This window comes from Thioclava sp. F34-6 (genome assembly GCF_002213235.1).
GTDB classification, from domain to species: domain Bacteria; phylum Pseudomonadota; class Alphaproteobacteria; order Rhodobacterales; family Rhodobacteraceae; genus Thioclava; species Thioclava nitratireducens.
In genome coordinates, this window is record NZ_NBOA01000003.1 from 364,730 (window position 1) to 380,288 (window position 15,559).

17 protein-coding genes and 1 riboswitch are annotated in these 15,559 nt (G+C 64.7%); of the genes, 5 read left to right on the forward strand and 12 right to left on the reverse strand.

The window, feature by feature from the left end; translation table 11 throughout:
• Positions 1 to 38 precede the first annotated feature (38 nt).
• The 3 genes from B6V72_RS07920 to B6V72_RS07930 are packed head-to-tail and all read left to right on the forward strand — an operon-like array spanning position 39 to position 2,318.
• Positions 39 to 497 carry a PaaI family thioesterase gene (locus B6V72_RS07920; protein WP_088735273.1) on the forward strand — a complete coding sequence of 153 codons (459 nt, stop codon included), beginning with the start codon at positions 39 to 41 and terminating at the stop codon, positions 495 to 497.
• Positions 494 to 1,018, forward strand: a complete 525-nt coding sequence (locus tag B6V72_RS07925; protein WP_088735274.1) for a PaaI family thioesterase — start codon at positions 494 to 496, stop codon at positions 1,016 to 1,018. Before B6V72_RS07920 ends, B6V72_RS07925 begins: the two co-directional genes overlap by 4 nt.
• The gene (locus B6V72_RS07930) at positions 1,011 to 2,318 is read left to right on the forward strand and encodes an MATE family efflux transporter (protein ID WP_088735275.1); all 1,308 of its coding nucleotides are present in this window, start codon (positions 1,011 to 1,013) and stop codon (positions 2,316 to 2,318) included. Before B6V72_RS07925 ends, B6V72_RS07930 begins: the two co-directional genes overlap by 8 nt.
• 94 nt (positions 2,319 to 2,412) lie before the next feature.
• On the opposite strand, the gene B6V72_RS07935 is transcribed toward B6V72_RS07930, so the two are convergent.
• From B6V72_RS07935 to B6V72_RS07990, 12 genes are all read right to left on the reverse strand, one after another.
• Positions 2,413 to 3,744 (reverse strand): glutamine synthetase family protein, encoded by a 1,332-nt coding sequence (locus B6V72_RS07935; protein ID WP_088719065.1) that lies wholly within the window; start codon positions 3,742 to 3,744, stop codon positions 2,413 to 2,415.
• Between the two features lie 3 nt (positions 3,745 to 3,747).
• Positions 3,748 to 4,575 (reverse strand): ABC transporter permease subunit, encoded by an 828-nt coding sequence (locus tag B6V72_RS07940; RefSeq protein WP_075776149.1) that lies wholly within the window; start codon positions 4,573 to 4,575, stop codon positions 3,748 to 3,750.
• Positions 4,572 to 5,450: an ABC transporter permease subunit gene (locus B6V72_RS07945; protein ID WP_075776148.1), complete on the reverse strand. Its 879-nt coding sequence runs from the start codon at positions 5,448 to 5,450 to the stop codon at positions 4,572 to 4,574. The genes B6V72_RS07940 and B6V72_RS07945 overlap by 4 nt, the downstream gene beginning before the upstream one ends.
• A gap of 49 nt (positions 5,451 to 5,499) precedes the next feature.
• Entirely contained in the window at positions 5,500 to 6,222 is a 723-nt protein-coding gene (locus B6V72_RS07950; protein ID WP_075776147.1) for a transporter substrate-binding domain-containing protein, read from the reverse strand.
• Positions 6,223 to 6,255: 33 nt separating this feature from the next.
• Positions 6,256 to 7,050, reverse strand: coding sequence for an amino acid ABC transporter ATP-binding protein (locus B6V72_RS07955; RefSeq protein ID WP_088719064.1), 795 nt, complete (start codon positions 7,048 to 7,050; stop codon positions 6,256 to 6,258).
• Positions 7,051 to 7,214: 164 nt separating this feature from the next.
• Positions 7,215 to 7,637, reverse strand: a complete 423-nt coding sequence (locus tag B6V72_RS07960; protein ID WP_240496911.1) for a TerB family tellurite resistance protein — start codon at positions 7,635 to 7,637, stop codon at positions 7,215 to 7,217.
• A 93-nt stretch (positions 7,638 to 7,730) separates the two neighbouring features.
• Positions 7,731 to 8,762: an NADP-dependent oxidoreductase gene (locus B6V72_RS07965; protein WP_088735276.1), complete on the reverse strand. Its 1,032-nt coding sequence runs from the start codon at positions 8,760 to 8,762 to the stop codon at positions 7,731 to 7,733.
• A gap of 190 nt (positions 8,763 to 8,952) precedes the next feature.
• A complete protein-coding gene (locus B6V72_RS07970; RefSeq protein WP_088719062.1) occupies positions 8,953 to 9,264 on the reverse strand; it encodes a phosphoribosyl-ATP diphosphatase in 312 nt (103 codons plus the stop codon).
• Positions 9,261 to 10,022: an imidazole glycerol phosphate synthase subunit HisF gene (hisF, locus tag B6V72_RS07975; protein ID WP_078603953.1), complete on the reverse strand. Its 762-nt coding sequence runs from the start codon at positions 10,020 to 10,022 to the stop codon at positions 9,261 to 9,263. Before hisF ends, B6V72_RS07970 begins: the two co-directional genes overlap by 4 nt.
• A 62-nt stretch (positions 10,023 to 10,084) precedes the next feature.
• A complete protein-coding gene (locus B6V72_RS07980; RefSeq protein ID WP_088735277.1) occupies positions 10,085 to 11,032 on the reverse strand; it encodes a 1-phosphofructokinase family hexose kinase in 948 nt (315 codons plus the stop codon).
• A gap of 130 nt (positions 11,033 to 11,162) precedes the next feature.
• Positions 11,163 to 12,095, reverse strand: a complete 933-nt coding sequence (locus B6V72_RS07985) for an MBL fold metallo-hydrolase (protein ID WP_088735278.1) — start codon at positions 12,093 to 12,095, stop codon at positions 11,163 to 11,165.
• Positions 12,096 to 12,192: 97 nt separating this feature from the next.
• Positions 12,193 to 12,609 carry a metallopeptidase family protein gene (locus tag B6V72_RS07990; protein ID WP_075776224.1) on the reverse strand — a complete coding sequence of 139 codons (417 nt, stop codon included), beginning with the start codon at positions 12,607 to 12,609 and terminating at the stop codon, positions 12,193 to 12,195.
• 97 nt (positions 12,610 to 12,706) lie between these two features.
• On the opposite strand from B6V72_RS07990, the gene gltX reads away from it, so the two are divergent.
• Together gltX and gcvT are read left to right on the forward strand one after the other, a co-directional pair.
• A complete protein-coding gene (gene gltX, locus B6V72_RS07995) occupies positions 12,707 to 14,035 on the forward strand; it encodes a glutamate--tRNA ligase (RefSeq protein ID WP_088735279.1) in 1,329 nt (442 codons plus the stop codon).
• A gap of 164 nt (positions 14,036 to 14,199) precedes the next feature.
• Positions 14,200 to 14,290, forward strand: a riboswitch (glycine riboswitch).
• Positions 14,291 to 14,446: 156 nt separating this feature from the next.
• Entirely contained in the window at positions 14,447 to 15,550 is a 1,104-nt protein-coding gene (gene gcvT, locus B6V72_RS08000) for a glycine cleavage system aminomethyltransferase GcvT (RefSeq protein WP_088735367.1), read from the forward strand.
• The last annotated feature ends 9 nt before the right edge of the window (positions 15,551 to 15,559 follow it).

A 15,559-nucleotide genomic window follows, 5' to 3' on the forward strand; every position in this document is an offset into this window, starting at 1 on the left:
AGCGGGGATAGTCGCGCAAGACATTCGGGGATGATTTCATGAGCGACGAGAACGACAAGATACTCGAACAGGCCCGCCAGTTCATCGAGGCGATCCCGCATTCCCGCGCGCTGGGCATGCAGATGGACGAGATCCGCCCCGGCTGCGCGACCCTCTCGATGCCCTATGACACGCGCTTCGTGGGCGATCCGCGCACCGGCGTGATCCATGGCGGCGCGGTCTCGGCGCTGATGGATACCTGCGCGGGCGCCGCCGTAATGAGCCACCCGCAGGCCGGCGCCTCTACCGCGACGCTCGATCTGCGCATCGATTACATGCGCCCCGCGACGCCCGGCCAGCAGATCACCGCGCGGGCCGAATGCTATCACGTCACCCGCTCGGTGGCCTTCGTGCGTGCGACCACCCATGACGAGGACGCGGAGCGCCCCGTGGCGACTGCCACCGGTGCCTTCACCGTCTCGCGGCCCGACAAACCCAAATCGGAGGGCCAGGCATGAGCCGTCCCAAGCCCGAACCCGTCCAGCAGGTCAAGCAGCGCCGTGACGGCGCGCTCAAGATGCTCGTCGAGGGCATTCCTTACGCGCAATTCCTCGGCATCGGTTTCGACCGGCGCGGCGACGAGCTGATCGGTGTTCTGTCCTATGATCACAAGCTGATCGGCAACCCGATGCTGCCCGCGATCCATGGCGGGGTGACGGCGGCCTTTCTAGAGGTCACCGCGATCATCGAGCTCAGCTGGTCCTACCTCTGGGACGATATCGAGGCGGGGCGGATCGATTTCGACGCGCTGACGCCCGAGAGCCTGCCGCGGCTGCCCAAGACGATCGACTTCACGGTGGATTACCTGCGCTCCGGCCTGCCGCGCGACGCCTATGCGCGGGCGCGGGTCAACCGCTCGGGGCGGCGTTACGCCAGCGTCCATGTCGAGGCCTGGCAGGACAACCGGACCCGGATCTTCGCGCAGGCGACCGGACACTTCCTGATGCCCGCGCGGGACGATACCTCCGCCAATGGCTGAGATTACCCATGCGCGGGTCCTGAAGATCGCGCTGCCCATCGTCCTCTCGAACGCTACGATCCCTATCCTCGGCGCGGTCGACACGGCTGTCGTCGGCCAGATCGGCCTGCCCGCGCCGATCGGGGCGGTGGGGATCGGAGCGGTGATCCTGTCCTCGCTCTACTGGATCTTCGGCTTCCTCCGGATGGGCACAACCGGGCTGGTGAGCCAGGCGCATGGGACGGGCGACACCGGCGAGGTGTCCGCCGGGCTGATGCGCGCGCTGATCATTGCGGGGATCGCCGGGCTGAGCCTCATCGTGCTGCAACTTCCGCTGTTCTGGGCCGCTTTTCAGCTTGCCCCAGCGAGCGACGAGGTCGAGGGTCTTGCCCGCGACTACCTGCAGATCCGCATCTGGGGCGCGCCGCTGACGATCTCGCTCTACGCTTTCACCGGATGGTTGATCGCGCTGGAGCGCACGCGCGGGGTCCTCTTGCTGCAGGTGGCGATGAACGCATTGAACGTCTGGCTGGATCTTCTGTTCGTTCTCGGCTTCGGTTGGGGCGTGCAAGGCGTAGCCGGCGCCACGCTCATCTCCGAAATCGGCGGTGTGCTGCTGGCGCTTTGGCTGTGTCGCGCTGCCTTTGCGGGAGGGCTGTGGCGCGCGCGCGCGATCTTCGACCGCGTGAAACTGGCGACTATGGCGCGGGTGAATACCGACATCATGCTCCGCTCGATCCTGCTGCAGGCGAGCTTCACCTCCTTCCTGTTCCTCGGCGCGGGGCAGGGCGATGTGACCCTCGCGGCCAATCAGGTGCTGCTGCAATTCCTGCAGATCACGGCCTTCGCGCTGGACGGGTTCGCCTTCTCCGCCGAGAGCCTCGTGGGCCAGGCCGTGGGCGCGCATTCCGCGGCACGGCTGCGCCGGGCGAGCATCGTGTCCTCGCAATGGGGGATCGGTGGCGCGCTCGTGCTGGGCGCGGTCTTCCTGCTCGCAGGCCCTGCGATCATCGACCTGATGACCACCGCGCCGAATGTCCGCATCGAGGCGCGCGACTACCTGATCTGGATCGCCGGCGCGCCGCTGATCGGGGGACCGGCCTGGATGCTCGACGGCATTTTCATCGGCGCGACCCTGACGCGCGAGATGCGCAACGCGATGGTCGTCTCGGTCGCGATCTACACGGTGGCACTTTTCGTGCTGATCCCGCTTTTCGGCAATCACGGGCTCTGGGCGGGGCTGATGATCCTCAACGCCACGCGCGGCCTGACGATGGGCCGGCTCTATCCCCGGGCCGAGGCGAAAGCTTCATCCGGGTAGAGGCGCGGCCCCTCTGACTGCGCCCCGCCTCTCCCTTCCCCTTGGGAGAAATATCCCGGGGGTGAGGGCGAAGCCCGAGGGGGCAGCGCCCCCTTCAGACGGTATCCAGGTAAAGCTCGGTCTGTTCCTGATCCGAGAGCTCCGCCATGTAATGCAGCTCCTGCCGCTTGGTCATGGCGAAATTGGTGATCAGTTCGCGGTCGAAGATGCGCGGCATGATCTCGCAATTCTGGAAGGCGTCGATCGCCTCTTCCCAGTCGGTGGGCATCTGCGGCAGGTCGAGCGCATAGGCGTTGCCCTTGATCGGCTCGGGCGCTTCCATCTTGTCTTCGATCCCGATCAGCGCCGCGCCCAGGATAGCGGCGATCATCAGGTAGGGGTTCACGTCGCCGCCCGCCACGCGATGCTCGATCCGGCGCGCCTGCGGGCCAGAGGCCGGGATACGCAGCGCCGAGGTGCGGTTCTCGTAGGCCCAGGCGATCCCAGTTGGCGCATGGGCGTCGGGCACCAGCCGGTCATAGCTGTTCTCATGCGGCGCGAAGATCAGCGCCGAGCCCGACATCGCGGCCAGACAGCCGGCGACCGCGTGGCGCATCTGATCCGAGCCCTGCGGCGTGCCGTCGTTGAAGATGTTGTTGCCCTCGGCGTCGAGCACGGAGAAATGCATATGCATGCCGTTGCCGGGCCATTCGTCGTACGGTTTCGCCATGAAGGACGCGGCGAAACCATGCGCGCGTGCCAGCCCTTTCACCAGCATCTTGAACAGCCAGCTGTCATCGGCGGCCTTCAGCGGGTCGGGTTGGTGGCTAAGGTTGATCTCGAACTGGCCGGGACCCGCTTCGGAGATCGCGGTATCGGCGGGAATATCCATCGCCTCGCAGGCGTCGTAGAGCTGGCTGAAGAAAATGTCGAACGCGTCGAGCGCGCGCAACGATAGCACCTCGCCGCCGGTGCGGCGTTTGCCCGAGCGCGGCGAGGGCGGCACCCGCAGGGTCTTGCCGCTATCGTCGATCAGGAAGAATTCCAGCTCGGTCGCGACCACGGGGGTCAGCCCCAGAGCCTTGTAGCGTTCCACGACGCGGGCCAGCGCCTGCCGGGGATCGCCCGCATAGGGCGTGCCGTCCATGTGAAACATCCAGATCGGCAGCAGCGCCGTCGGCGCCGAGAGCCACGGCATCGGCAGGAAGCCCCGCTCTGTCGGCATCAGAAGGCCGTCGGCATCGCCGGACTCGAACACAAGCGGGCTGTCTTCGACATCCTCGCCCCAGATGTCGAGGTTCATCACCGAATAGGGAAAGCGCGTCCCTTCGGTGAAGACCTTATCGGCGAAACGAGCCGGCAGGCGTTTGCCGCGCGCCACCCCGTTGAGATCGGCCGCCGCCACGCGGATCGTGCGAACGTCGGGATGGTCGTGCAGCCAGTTCATGTGTCACCTGATAATCTGCGGCCTGAACCGGAAGCGCTTGCGGCTTTCCTGCGGCAGATGGCGGTTCAGGCGGCGGTTGATCACCCCGAAGACCGCGATGACGCAGAGCGTGAGCAGGATGAAATAGAACGCCGCGATCGGGTAGGGGATGAAGGGATTGAAGGTCTTGTCCGCGAAATATTTCGCGTAATAGAGCGCGTCGCCCTCCTGCCGGAACGCCGGGAAGCCCGAGAAGAACACGAGCGTGGTGGCGTGGAACAGGAAGATCGCCTCGTTGGTGTAGGACGGCCAACCGAGCCGGAGCATCGTCGGCCATGTCACGCGGCGGAATTTGGTCCAGCCGGTCATGCCATAGGCGTCCGCGGCTTCCATGTCGCCTTTCGGAACCGAGCGCAGCGCGCCGTAGAAGATCTCGGCGGCATAGGCGGAGGTGTTGAAGAACAGCACGATCAGGGCGCCTGCCCAGGCCCGCGTGATCCAGTCCGTCGCGACCGTGATGCCAAGGATCGGGAAGCCCGCCCGGGGCAGCATCGCGAAGGCCTCGTAGGCGAGGAAAAACTGGATGAAGAGCGGTGAGCCGCGGAACAGGAAAATGAACCAGTCCGCGGGTTTGCGGAAAATTGCACGTTCGGAGTTCTTCGCCACTGCCAGCGTGGTCGCGAGGAAGAAGCCCGCCAGAAGCGCGAGGATGCCGAAATAGAGGTTCCAGATCATCCCCGAGCCGATCAGGGTGAATTGCTGGCACATGGTGAAATCGGAGCGCGGCAGCAGCCGCTCGCCGATGCCCACGGACCGCAGACCGTAATCCGCGATGGTCTGAATGCAGCTCATGCGCCCGCCTTTCTCAGCGCTTCACCGGCAGCCGTGGCCTGCCCGAAGGAGAGGCGGCGGTTGATGCGCGCCAGCACGATCTCGGAGAGCTTGGTCATCACCAGATAGAAGACCAGCAGCGCGAGGAAGTAGTAGAGCCGCCAGTCGGGGTGTGGATAGGAGTAGATCTGCGACTTGGTCGCGCCGAGTTCGCGCGCCCAGTAGACGATATCCTCGATGCCCAGAAGGAACAGCAGAGGCGTCGCCTTGATGAGGATCATCCATAGGTTTGACAGGCCGGGGATCGCATAGGCCCACATCTGCGGGATCAGTACGCGGCGGTTCACCTGCGCGCGAGTCATGCCGTAAGCCTCGGCGGTCTCCAGCTGCGCGCGCGGCACGGCCTGCATCGCACCGAACAGCACGTTCGCGGCGAACGCCCCGTAGACGATGGAGAAGGCCACCACGGCCAGCGCGAAGCCATAGGCCTCGTGGTAGAATTGTGGGGAGGTACCGAGCGGGATTTTCGCCGCGGCACAGACGTGGAACTCGTTGCCCGTCCAGGCGGGGCCGGGGTCGGGGCAGATCGCGCGCGATTTCAGGTATTCGAGCCCCTGGTCCATCGCGATCGGCACGAAGAGGAAGAAGATGATATCCGGCACACCGCGCACCATCGCGATATAGCCGCGTCCCAGAAGCTTCAGCGGTGCGAGGGTCGACCGCGCGGCGAGCGCGCCCCCGAAACCGAAGATCAGCGCCACCGGCGCCGTCACGGCCAGCAGGATCAGCACGATCCCAAAGGAGCCATAGAACATCATGTGCTTGCCCGTTGTCAGGTAGCACAGAAGCCAGGAAAGCCCGTGAAGGGCGGAAGGATCGGAACAGCTGTTGAGCATCTGGATCGGTCGGGGGGCGCGCCGCGTGACCCGCCCCCCGCTTTCTGGATCAGTTTTTGAAGGTCAGCGCTTTGTCGCCGAAATACTTCTTGATCATCTCGTTGAGCGAGCCGTCGGCCTTCATTTTCGAGATCCCGTCATCGAGCTTGTTCTTGAGCTCGGTGTCGGACTTGCGCAGGCCGATGCCGATGCCCTTGCCCAGCGGCACGTCGTCGCCGACGAATTGCAGGTTGTCCTGACCGTCGAAGGGCTTGAGCGCGTCCTTGTCGGCGAAGACCGCGTCGGCCTCGCCGTTCTTCACCGCCGCGATCGTGTCGTCGAGCGTGGCGTATTCGGCGAGCGTCGCACCGCTTTCGGCGACATGGGCCGCCTGGATCGTGCCGGTCTGCGCCGCGACCACGGCGCCCTTGAGATCGACGTTCGGATCCATCGCGAGATAAGCGGAGGGCGCCGGCGGGTAGTAGGGCTGGGTGAAGTCGATCGATTTCTCGCGCTCGGCGGTGATCGACATGCCAGCGATGATGGTGTCGTAGTTGCCGCTCAGCAGGTTCGGGATGATCGAATCCCAGTCATTGGTGACCCAGGTGCAATCGAGGCTCTCCATCTCGCAGAGCTTGTCGCCCAGTTCGCGCTCGAAACCTGCAACTTCGCCGTTGTCGTCGATGTAGTTGTAGGGAGGGTAGGCGCCCTCGGTGCCCATGCGGACCGTTTCAGCCGCGGCAATGCCGGCCGACAGGCCGAGAATGGCGGCGGTCAGGATCAGTTTTTTCATCTTGGGTTCCCCGTTGTTTGTTCTTGGGTTGGTTCACGCCGGCGCGGTGGCCGACAGGAATTGTTGCAGGCGCGTCGATTTCGGCGCGCCGAACAGAGCCTCTGGCGGGCCCTCTTCCTCGATCTTGCCCTGGTGCAGGAAGACGACGTGGTCCGAGACGTCACGTGCCAGCCGCATGTCGTGGGTGACGAGGATCATGGTGCGGTGTTCGGCGGCGAGGTCCTTGATGACCTTCACCACCTCCTGCTGCAATTCGGGATCGAGCGCCGAGGTGGGCTCGTCGAAAAGAAGCGCCTTGGGCTCCATGCACAGCGCCCGCGCGATCGCCGCCCGCTGCTGCTGGCCGCCCGAGAGCTGCGCGGGCCAGGCGTCGCATTTGTCGCCGATGCCGACCTTCGCCAGCAATTCGCGCGCCAGCTTCTCGACCTTTGCCTTGTCGCGGCCCAGCACCGTCACCGGCGCTTCCATCACGTTCTGCAGGATCGTCATGTGGGCCCAGAGGTTGAACTGCTGGAACACCATCGACAGGTTCGTGCGGAAGCGGGTGACTTGCGCGCGGTCGGCGGGACGACGATTGAGTCCCTCGCCACGCCAGGCGACGTGCTCGCCCTCGAAGATCACGTCGCCCTTCTGGCTGTCTTCGAGCAGGTTGCAGCACCGCAAGAGGGTCGACTTGCCCGAGCCCGAAGAGCCGATCAGCGACACCACATGGCCGCGTGGGGCGGTGATCGAGACGCCCTTGAGCACCTCGAGCGAGCCGTAGCTCTTGTGAAGGTCACGGATTTCGATGACGGGCGCGTCTTGGGGCGCAGGCTCGTTTCGGGTCACGCAGGCAGCTTCTCTTTGTCCATCCGCGCAATCTGGCGCGATTTGGCCGATGATTGCAACTGCGTCTGCCCGGTTGACGATGGGGAAGGGGCCGAAATCACGAGCATCTGAGGAAAAAATATGCGTGAACCGGTCGCGCCTCCACGCCGGCCTGTCCCTCTAACTCAGCTTCGGCGGGCCTCGACGCGCTGCCGCGCCACCGCCGAATCGACATCGTTGACGCCCAGAAGCTTCGCCGCGAGACGGATCAGCGCATCCTCATGGGCGTCGCGTACCCCGTCGGCCAGCGCCACGTCCCACAGCGCCTCGATCACGCCGGTGCGGTCCTCGTAGGCGACCTTGTCCTTCAGCGCGCGGGTGAAGCGGACGGTATCGGGCGCACCCGCCTCGACCTCTTCGGCGCGCTTGCGCATCTCGGTCGCCTCGAAGCTCGAAAGCCCGTTGCGCTGCGCGAGAACCCGGTCGATCCGGATCTTCTCGTCTTCGGTATAGTTTTCATCCGACCGCGCGAGCCGCACCAGAAGTGCGCCTAGCGCCAATTCGCGATCTTCCCCCTCCATCGGATCGGGGGCGGGATCGTTGAGCATATCGAAAAGGCGTCCAAACATAAGCGTAGAGATAAGCGATGCGCGGCGCAGGGCAAGTCACGGATGCGAAAGCCCTGCGCACATCTCTCGCCTTCAGCCGACTTTCACGACCATCTTGCCGAAATTGCGGCCCTCCAGCAGATCGTAAAGCGCCTGCGGCGCGGCCTCTAGTCCCTCCACCACCTGCTCCTTGTACTGAACTTTGCCCTCTTTCAGCCAGCCGGTCATCGCCTCCGAGAATTCCTGATAAAGCTCGATCGGGAAGCTGTCGAAGATGATGAAGCCCTGCACCTTCACCTTCATGCGCAGGATAGTCGATAGGATCTGCGGCCCGTGATCGGGTCCCTCGGGCAGGCCTTGCAGGTTATACCACGCGACCATGCCGCAGACCGGCATTCGCGCGAAGGGGTTGAGAAGCGGCAGCACGCCGTAAAGCACCTTGCCGCCGACATTCTCGAAATAGACGTCGATGCCGTTGGGGCAGGCCGCGGCCAGTTGTTCGGCGAAATCCTCGGCGCGGTGATCGATGCAGGCGTCAAACCCCAGCGTCCCGGTGACATGGGCGCATTTCTCGGCTCCGCCCGCGACGCCGACGACGCGGCAGCCCTTGATCTTGGCGATCTGGCCGACCGTTGCGCCCACGGGCCCGGAGGCGGCGGCAACCACAACAGTCTCGCCGGGTTTCGGCTCGCCGATCTTCAGCAGGCCCGCATAGGCCGTGTAGCCCGGCATCCCGAGAATCCCCAAGGCCCAGCTCGGGTTCTCCGGCTCCGGCCCGAGATTGAGTACCTGCGTGCCATCCGAGACGAAGAAATCCTGCCAGCCTGAGGGCGAGAGCACGTAATCGCCCTTCGAGAAGCCCGCGACATCGCTCTCCATGACCTCGGCCACGACCTGACCGGTCATCACGCCGCCGATCTCGACCGGGGTGGCGTAGGATTTCGCATCCGACATCCGCCCGCGCATATAGGGGTCGAGCGACAGATAGACGGTGCGCAGCAGCATCTCGCCCTCGCCCGCCTGCGGCACGGCCTCGGTTTCCAGTTTCAGCGTGTTCTCGTTCGGCGCGCCTTTCGGGCGCTCGGCGAGGATGATCTTGCGGTTGGTGTCTTGGGTCTGAGCCATGAAAGCCTCCTGTTTGAGAGGCCAGCTAGCACGCGGTTCGCACGGGGAAAGGGGGCGCTGCCCCCTTGGGCTTCGCCCTCACCCCCGGGATATTTCGACAAGCCCGAATGCCAGAGGTTTCCGGGGCGTCCTCGGGCTTGCAGAAATATCCCTGGGATGAATTTCCGAAGGAAAGAAGGGGCAGCGCCCCTTAGCTGCGCGCGGCTTTCTCGGCAATGCCGGAGGTGCCCTCGCGGCGCTCCAGTTCCGCCAGCACATCGGCCAGCTTTACGTCGCGTGCCGCCAGCATCACCAAGAGGTGATAAAGCACATCCGCCGCCTCGTAGGTCAGGTTTTCGCGGTCGTCCTTCGCTGCGGCGATGATAGCCTCCACCGCTTCCTCACCGAATTTCTCGGCGCATTTCTCCGGGCCCTTGGCCAGCAGCTTCGCGGTCCAGGAGGTGTCGGGATCGGCGCCCTTGCGGCTCTCGATGGTCGCGGCGAGTTGGTCCAGAATGCTCATTGCAGCCTCATCGGAATGCCCGCGGCGGCCATATATTCCTTGGCTTCGCGGATCGTGTATTCTCCGAAGTGGAAGATCGAGGCGGCGAGTACGGCCGAGGCGCCGCCTTTCGTCACGCCTTCCACCAGGTGATCGAGATTGCCGACACCGCCGGAAGCGATCACCGGCACGTCCACCGCGTCCGAAATCGCCTTCGTCAGCTCCAGATTGAAGCCTGCGCGGGTACCGTCGCGATCCATCGAGGTCAGCAGGATTTCCCCCGCGCCCTTCGCGGTCACGGTGCGGGCGAATTCCACCGCATCGATGCCGGTCGGCTTGCGGCCGCCATGGGTGAAGATTTCCCAGCGGCCCGGCTCCACGGTCTTGGCATCGATCGCGCAGACGATGCACTGACTGCCAAAGCGGTCGGCCGCCTCGGTGATGACGTTCGGATCGGCCACGGCGGCGGAGTTGAACGAGACCTTGTCGGCGCCTGCCAGCAGGAGTGCGCGCACGTCTTCATGGGTGCGCACGCCGCCGCCCACGGTGAGCGGCATGAAACATTGCTCGGCGGTGCGGGTCACCAGATCGAACATGGTGCCGCGGTTTTCATGGGTCGCGTGGATGTCTAGGAAACACAGCTCGTCTGCGCCTGCCGCGTCATAGGCCTTCGCGGCCTCGACCGGGTCGCCCGCGTCGATCAGGTTCACGAAATTGACGCCTTTCACGACGCGGCCATCGGCGACGTCGAGACAGGGAATAATGCGGGTCTTCAGCATGGGCGGCGCTCCTTTGGCGCTTTCATAACGCGCAGGTGCCGCGAGGCAAAGGGGCAGAGTGCTCAGATCGGCTCGACGGGGCAATGCGGCAGAAGGCGGCGCACCATCGCGGCGGAACACAGGTCAGTGGCGGGGGTGGTCACGGTGGCCGCCGCGCCTGCCGCGCCGTGCTGCAACGCCTCGTGGAAAGGTTTGCCGCGGGAGAGCGCGAGTGTGAAAGCCCCGACGAAACTGTCGCCCGCGCCCACTTTCGAGACGACATCGACCTTAGGCGCCACGGCAAACCAGCGCGCGTCCTTGGTGGCGAGCACGTTGCCATCCGAGCCGCGCGCGACGATCACCGCATGGGCCAGTCCGCGCTGCACGAGGCTTTGCGCGAAGTCGGCGCTGTCGCTGCGCTCGGGCAGTTTCCGGTCCGCCAACTCCTCGGCCTCCAGTTCGTCCATCCGCAGCACGTCGGCGGGTTGCGCCTTGCTTTCCATCAACTGGTGCAGAGCCTTGCCGGAGGTGTCGAGGAAAAGCCGCGCCTTGGTCCGGGCCATTTTCGTCGCCAGCCGCGCGGGGAAATCCTCGGGCACGCCGGGCGGTTGCGAGCCGGACAGCACGACGATCCCGTCTTCAGGGGCGGCGCGCGCGATCCGGCTGAGCGCCTTGGCGACATCGCGCGCGCCCCAGTCCGGCCCGGGCATCACGAAGCGGTATTGCGCGCCCGTGCTCTGGTCGGTGGCAGTCAGGCTCATCCGCGTCTCGCCCGGCGCGGGGTAGGGGAAGAGAGCGATCCCGGCCTCGGCGAGGAGCCGCATCACCCGGTCCCCGGTGGTGCCGCCAAGGGCGACGAAGGCCGTGGAATTGCCGCCCAAGGCAGCGATCGCGCGGCTGACATTCAACCCGCCGCCCCCCGGATCGGTCAGCGGCCGCGTGCAGCGCAGCTTGCGATCGGGCGCGATTTCGGGGGTTTCGATCGACAGATCGACCGTCGGGTTGAGCGTGATCGTGAGGATCGAGGTCATCGCAGGCTCCGAAGCCGTGGTGGGTATCGGGATCATCGCAGCTAACGATCTGCGATCAAGGGGGCGTGCGGGATTGAGGTAGTGGGCGCCCGGACGGCGAAAGGACCGTCCGGACAATCGAAACGATGGATCAGACGTTGAGCTGATAGGTGATCGGGTGGAAGTGGAAGCCGGTGTCGAGTGCCTCGAGATGACCCACGCCCGGGAAGGGCATGTGGTAGCCGATGAAAGCCAGTTTGTCGGCGGCGACACGGCCCAGAAGCTCCTTGCGGGTCTTCGCGGCCAGCTCCTTGTCCATATCGTATTTCACTTCCCATTCCGGGCGCTGAAGCGACCAGACATAGTGGTTCGACGTGTCGGCAGCGAGCATCAGACCTTTGCCGCCCGACTCCACCATGAAAGCCATATGGCCCGGCGTGTGGCCGAAGGCTTCGACCGCCGAGATGCCGGAGACGACCGAATCGCCACCCTTGAGGTAGCTCATCTTCTCGGCCAGCGGACGGACCTTGGCCTCGAACGTGTCGTTGCCCGCGTTCGACCAATGGTCGAATTCCTTTTGGCCGGTGATGTAGGCAGCATTGGCGAAGGTCTCGCCGCCATCGCCCATCAGCCCGCCGATATGGTCGCCATGCATATGGGTGATCACGACATGGGTGATGTCCTCGGGCGAATGCCCAGCGGCGGCGAGCGCCGAAGTGATCCCCTCGGGCGACAGGCCGGTGTCGAAGAGGATTTTCTCCGAGCCGGTTTCGATCAGGGTCGGGGTGAAGAAGTTAAGCGACTTGTCCGCAGGGATGTAATTGGCCTCAGAGAGCTTGGCGAAGTCCTCGGGGCTGGCGTTCATCCCGAAGATCGTCTGCGGCTCTTCCAGCTCGCGCGATCCGGCGAGCAGCGTGGTGATCGTCAGATCTCCCATCTGCATCCGACGATAGCGAGGGATCGCGGGCGGGGCTTCGTTCGCGCTTTGCGCGGCGGCGCCGGTCCCGGTCAGAAGCGCGGGGGCGGCGGGCAGGAAAGCGGCGGTTTTCAATGCTGTACGGCGGGTCATGAAGGTCCTGGTCATCGGGTCTCTCCCTCTCGATGGTTGATCTTCGCATGTCGAAGTCGAGCGCTTCGCGCCGCTCCCACAGACTCGTGAACGTAGCGTGAGCCGCTTCGGTTCACTCCCACCAGCGATCGATCGAAGAAATATCGCCGTCGGACCATCCCAGATGATGTGCCAATTCGTGCACGAAAACATGGGTGACGAGGGCACCGAGGGGCTCGTTGCCGCGCGAGACCCACTCGTCGAGGATCGGACGTCGGAAGAGCCAGATCACATCCGCGTGGCCACCGGGGTCCATCACGGATTTCTCGGTCAACGGGATGCCGTCATAGAGCCCGGTCAGCTCGAAAGGGTCTTCGATGCCGAGATCGGCGAGCATCGCTTCGGAGGCGAACTCTTCCACCCGGATCGCGACCTCTGCCGCAGCTTTCGCGAAAGCCGGGGGCAGGGCGGCGCGCGCGGCCTCGGCCAGCGCCTCGATCTCCTCGATGCCCGGCGCCGTGACATCCGCCCAATCGTAACCCTCGCCCATCGCCGCCTCCAAGCCGCTCTGCACCTCTCGCATGGCCCCTCATATGGACAAACGCACCGCCTTGTGAAAGAGCAGGCGCCAACAGGAGTTTGCCCAGATGACCACCGTTACCCGTTTCGCCCCGTCGCCCACCGGCTATATCCATGTCGGCAACCTGCGCACCGCGCTGATGAACTACCTGATCGCCCGCAAGACCGGCGGTCAATTCATCCTGCGCCTTGACGACACCGATCAGGAGCGCTCGAAGCAGGAATATATCGACGCACTGAAGCAGGATCTCGAATGGCTCGGCATCGAGTGGGACCGGGAAGAGCGCCAGTCGCTTCGGCTCGACCGCTATGCCGAGGTGGCAGAACAGCTGAAGGCCGACGGTAAGCTTTATGAATGCTTCGAGAGCCCGACCGAGCTGGACCTCAAGCGCAAGAAACAGCTGAACATGGGTCGCCCGCCGGTCTATGACCGCGCCTCGATGCATCTGTCGGATGCCGAAAGAGACGCGCTTCGCGCCGAGGGCAAGGAAGGATATTGGCGCTTCAAACTGGAACTCGAGCGGATCGAGTGGAAAGACGGCATCCTTGGCGATCTGTCGATTGATGCGGCAAGCGTGTCCGATCCGGTGCTGATCAAGGCCTCGGGACAGGTGCTCTATACCTTCGCCTCGCCGGTCGACGACGCGGATATGGGCATCACCCATATCGTGCGCGGCGGCGATCACGTCACCAATACCGCGACGCAGATCCAGATCATCGAGGCGATCGGCGGCAAGGTTCCGAACTTTGCACACCATTCGCTGCTGACCGGCCCGCAGGGCGAGGAACTGTCGAAACGTCTCGGTGCGCTCTCGATCCGCGATCTGCGCGCCGAAGGGATCGCCCCCGAGGCGCTGCTGTCGATGATGGCGCGTCTGGGCTCGAGCCAGCCGATCGAGCTGAAGATGTCGATCGACGAGCTGGCCGACGGGTTCGATCTGAACCATTTCGGCTCGGCGCCCACGAAATTCGACCCGGCGGACCTGATCCCGCTGACCCGCGCGCGCAACCAGCACCTGCCGTTCTCGGCCGTGGCGGATCGTATCGCGGATCTCGGCATCCCCGAGGAGCAGCGCGAGCGCTTCTGGAAGGTCGCCTCGCAGAATATCGACAAGCTCGACGATCTGAAGGGCTGGGCCGATCTGTGTCTGAACGGCGCGGAGCCGGAGATCGACGAGGAAGATCGCGAGTTCATCGCGCAGGCCATGACGATGCTGCCCGCGCCGCCCTATTCCGACACCACGTGGAAGGACTGGACTTCTGAGGTGAAGGAGGCGACCGGGCGCAAGGGCAAGGGCCTGTTCATGCCGCTGCGCAAGGCCGTGACCGGCATGGCGCACGGGCCCGATATGGGCGAGCTGATGCCGCTTCTGCACAAGGTTCCGGCGCGCGGCTGACGGCTCCGCCGCAGGCTCGTGAGATCAATTCGAAAGGCGCGAGGGATTTTCCTCGCGCTTTTTGTTTGGGCAAATTGCCCGTTCACGAGGTCGTTTTCGGCGGCGAAGCGGCGCTTTTGGCGATTGGGGCTTGTCAGTCGCGCGGGGCCTCAGGTAATCGGAAGAAGTCGGATACGGGAGAATCCGGGGGTAACCTCGGTGCCGAAGGAGCAACCGCCCCGGTAAACTCTCAGGCAAAAGGACCGTGCCCGACGAAGGACTCTGGAGAGTGATGCTGCGTGCAATCGCGGCATCCGCCGAAGGGATAACGATCTCAGGCGTCTGCATCGCAGGCACGGACAGAGGGGGCATCGGGCGAGCCGGAGGGCTCATGAATCGATGCCGGATCATCCGGCTGAAGGGGAGGCCGCGATGAGCGAGTTGAAACGCACACCGCTATACGATCTGCATCTGGAACTGGGCGCCAAGATGGTGCCGTTCGCGGGCTACGAGATGCCCGTGCAATATCCGCTGGGCGTGATGAAGGAGCACCTGCACACCCGCGCCAAGGCAGGGCTGTTCGATGTCAGCCACATGGGGCAGGTGATCGTGCCGGGCGAAGGCGCTGCCGAGGCGTTCGAGGCGCTGGTGCCGGTCAGCCTGATGGGCCTGAAAGAGGGTCGCCAGCGCTATGCGATGTTCACCGATGAGAATGGCGGCATTCTCGATGACCTGATGGTGGCGAACCGAGGCGATCATCTCTTCGTCGTGGTGAACGCGGCCTGCAAGGAAGACGACATCGCGCATATGCGGGCGCATCTGGAATCGGTCGAGGAACTCACCGACCGCGCGCTTCTGGCGCTGCAAGGGCCTGCCGCCGAAGGCGTTCTTGAGGCTCTGGTGCCCGGCACCGCCAAGATGCGCTTCATGGATGTGGGCGTCTATCACTGGAACGGGACGGAGCTTTGGATCTCGCGCTCGGGCTATACCGGTGAAGACGGCTACGAGATTTCCGTGCCCGCGGACCGCGCGGTGGAATTTGCCCGCAAACTGCTCGCCGATGAGGCGGTCGAGCCGATCGGGCTCGGCGCGCGCGACAGCCTGCGACTGGAAGCGGGGCTTTGCCTCTACGGCCATGACATCGACACCACGACGACTCCGGTCGAGGGCAACATCGCCTGGGCGATCCAGAAGGTGCGCCGCAAGGGTGGAGAGCGCGAAGGCGGCTTCCCTGGGGCGGATCGCATCCTGAGCGAACTGGAAAACGGCCCGAGCCGCCTCCGTATGGGGCTTCGCCCCGAGGGTCGCGCGCCGATGCGCGAAGGCGTGGAAATCTTCGCCGGACCCGAGGGCGGTCAGCCTATCGGGCGTGTGACCTCGGGCGGTTTCGGCCCCTCGATCGAGGCACCGATGGCGATGGCCTATCTGCCCGCAGATACGAAGGAAGGCGCCACCGTCTATGGCGAGGTGCGCGGCAAGCGTCTGCCCGCCAGGGTCGTGGCGATGCCTTTCCGCCCTGCAACCTACAAACGCTGAACAACCAAC

Excerpts from the sequence above, each read along its gene's own strand:
- B6V72_RS07920 (WP_088735273.1), top strand. The coding sequence starts at position 39 with ATGAGCGACGAGAACGACAAGATACTCGAACAGGCCCGCCAGTTCATC.
- B6V72_RS07925 (WP_088735274.1), top strand. The coding sequence starts at position 494 with ATGAGCCGTCCCAAGCCCGAACCCGTCCAGCAGGTCAAGCAGCGCCGT.
- B6V72_RS07930 (WP_088735275.1), top strand. The coding sequence starts at position 1,011 with ATGGCTGAGATTACCCATGCGCGGGTCCTGAAGATCGCGCTGCCCATC.
- B6V72_RS07935 (WP_088719065.1), bottom strand. The coding sequence starts at position 3,744 with ATGAACTGGCTGCACGACCATCCCGACGTTCGCACGATCCGCGTGGCG.
- B6V72_RS07940 (WP_075776149.1), bottom strand. The coding sequence starts at position 4,575 with ATGAGCTGCATTCAGACCATCGCGGATTACGGTCTGCGGTCCGTGGGC.
- B6V72_RS07945 (WP_075776148.1), bottom strand. The coding sequence starts at position 5,450 with ATGCTCAACAGCTGTTCCGATCCTTCCGCCCTTCACGGGCTTTCCTGG.
- B6V72_RS07950 (WP_075776147.1), bottom strand. The coding sequence starts at position 6,222 with ATGAAAAAACTGATCCTGACCGCCGCCATTCTCGGCCTGTCGGCCGGC.
- B6V72_RS07960 (WP_240496911.1), bottom strand. The coding sequence starts at position 7,637 with ATGCTCAACGATCCCGCCCCCGATCCGATGGAGGGGGAAGATCGCGAA.
- B6V72_RS07965 (WP_088735276.1), bottom strand. The coding sequence starts at position 8,762 with ATGGCTCAGACCCAAGACACCAACCGCAAGATCATCCTCGCCGAGCGC.
- B6V72_RS07970 (WP_088719062.1), bottom strand. The coding sequence starts at position 9,264 with ATGAGCATTCTGGACCAACTCGCCGCGACCATCGAGAGCCGCAAGGGC.
- hisF (WP_078603953.1), bottom strand. The coding sequence starts at position 10,022 with ATGCTGAAGACCCGCATTATTCCCTGTCTCGACGTCGCCGATGGCCGC.
- B6V72_RS07980 (WP_088735277.1), bottom strand. The coding sequence starts at position 11,032 with ATGACCTCGATCCTCACGATCACGCTCAACCCGACGGTCGATCTGTCG.
- B6V72_RS07985 (WP_088735278.1), bottom strand. The coding sequence starts at position 12,095 with ATGACCAGGACCTTCATGACCCGCCGTACAGCATTGAAAACCGCCGCT.
- B6V72_RS07990 (WP_075776224.1), bottom strand. The coding sequence starts at position 12,609 with ATGGGCGAGGGTTACGATTGGGCGGATGTCACGGCGCCGGGCATCGAG.
- gltX (WP_088735279.1), top strand. The coding sequence starts at position 12,707 with ATGACCACCGTTACCCGTTTCGCCCCGTCGCCCACCGGCTATATCCAT.
- gcvT (WP_088735367.1), top strand. The coding sequence starts at position 14,447 with ATGAGCGAGTTGAAACGCACACCGCTATACGATCTGCATCTGGAACTG.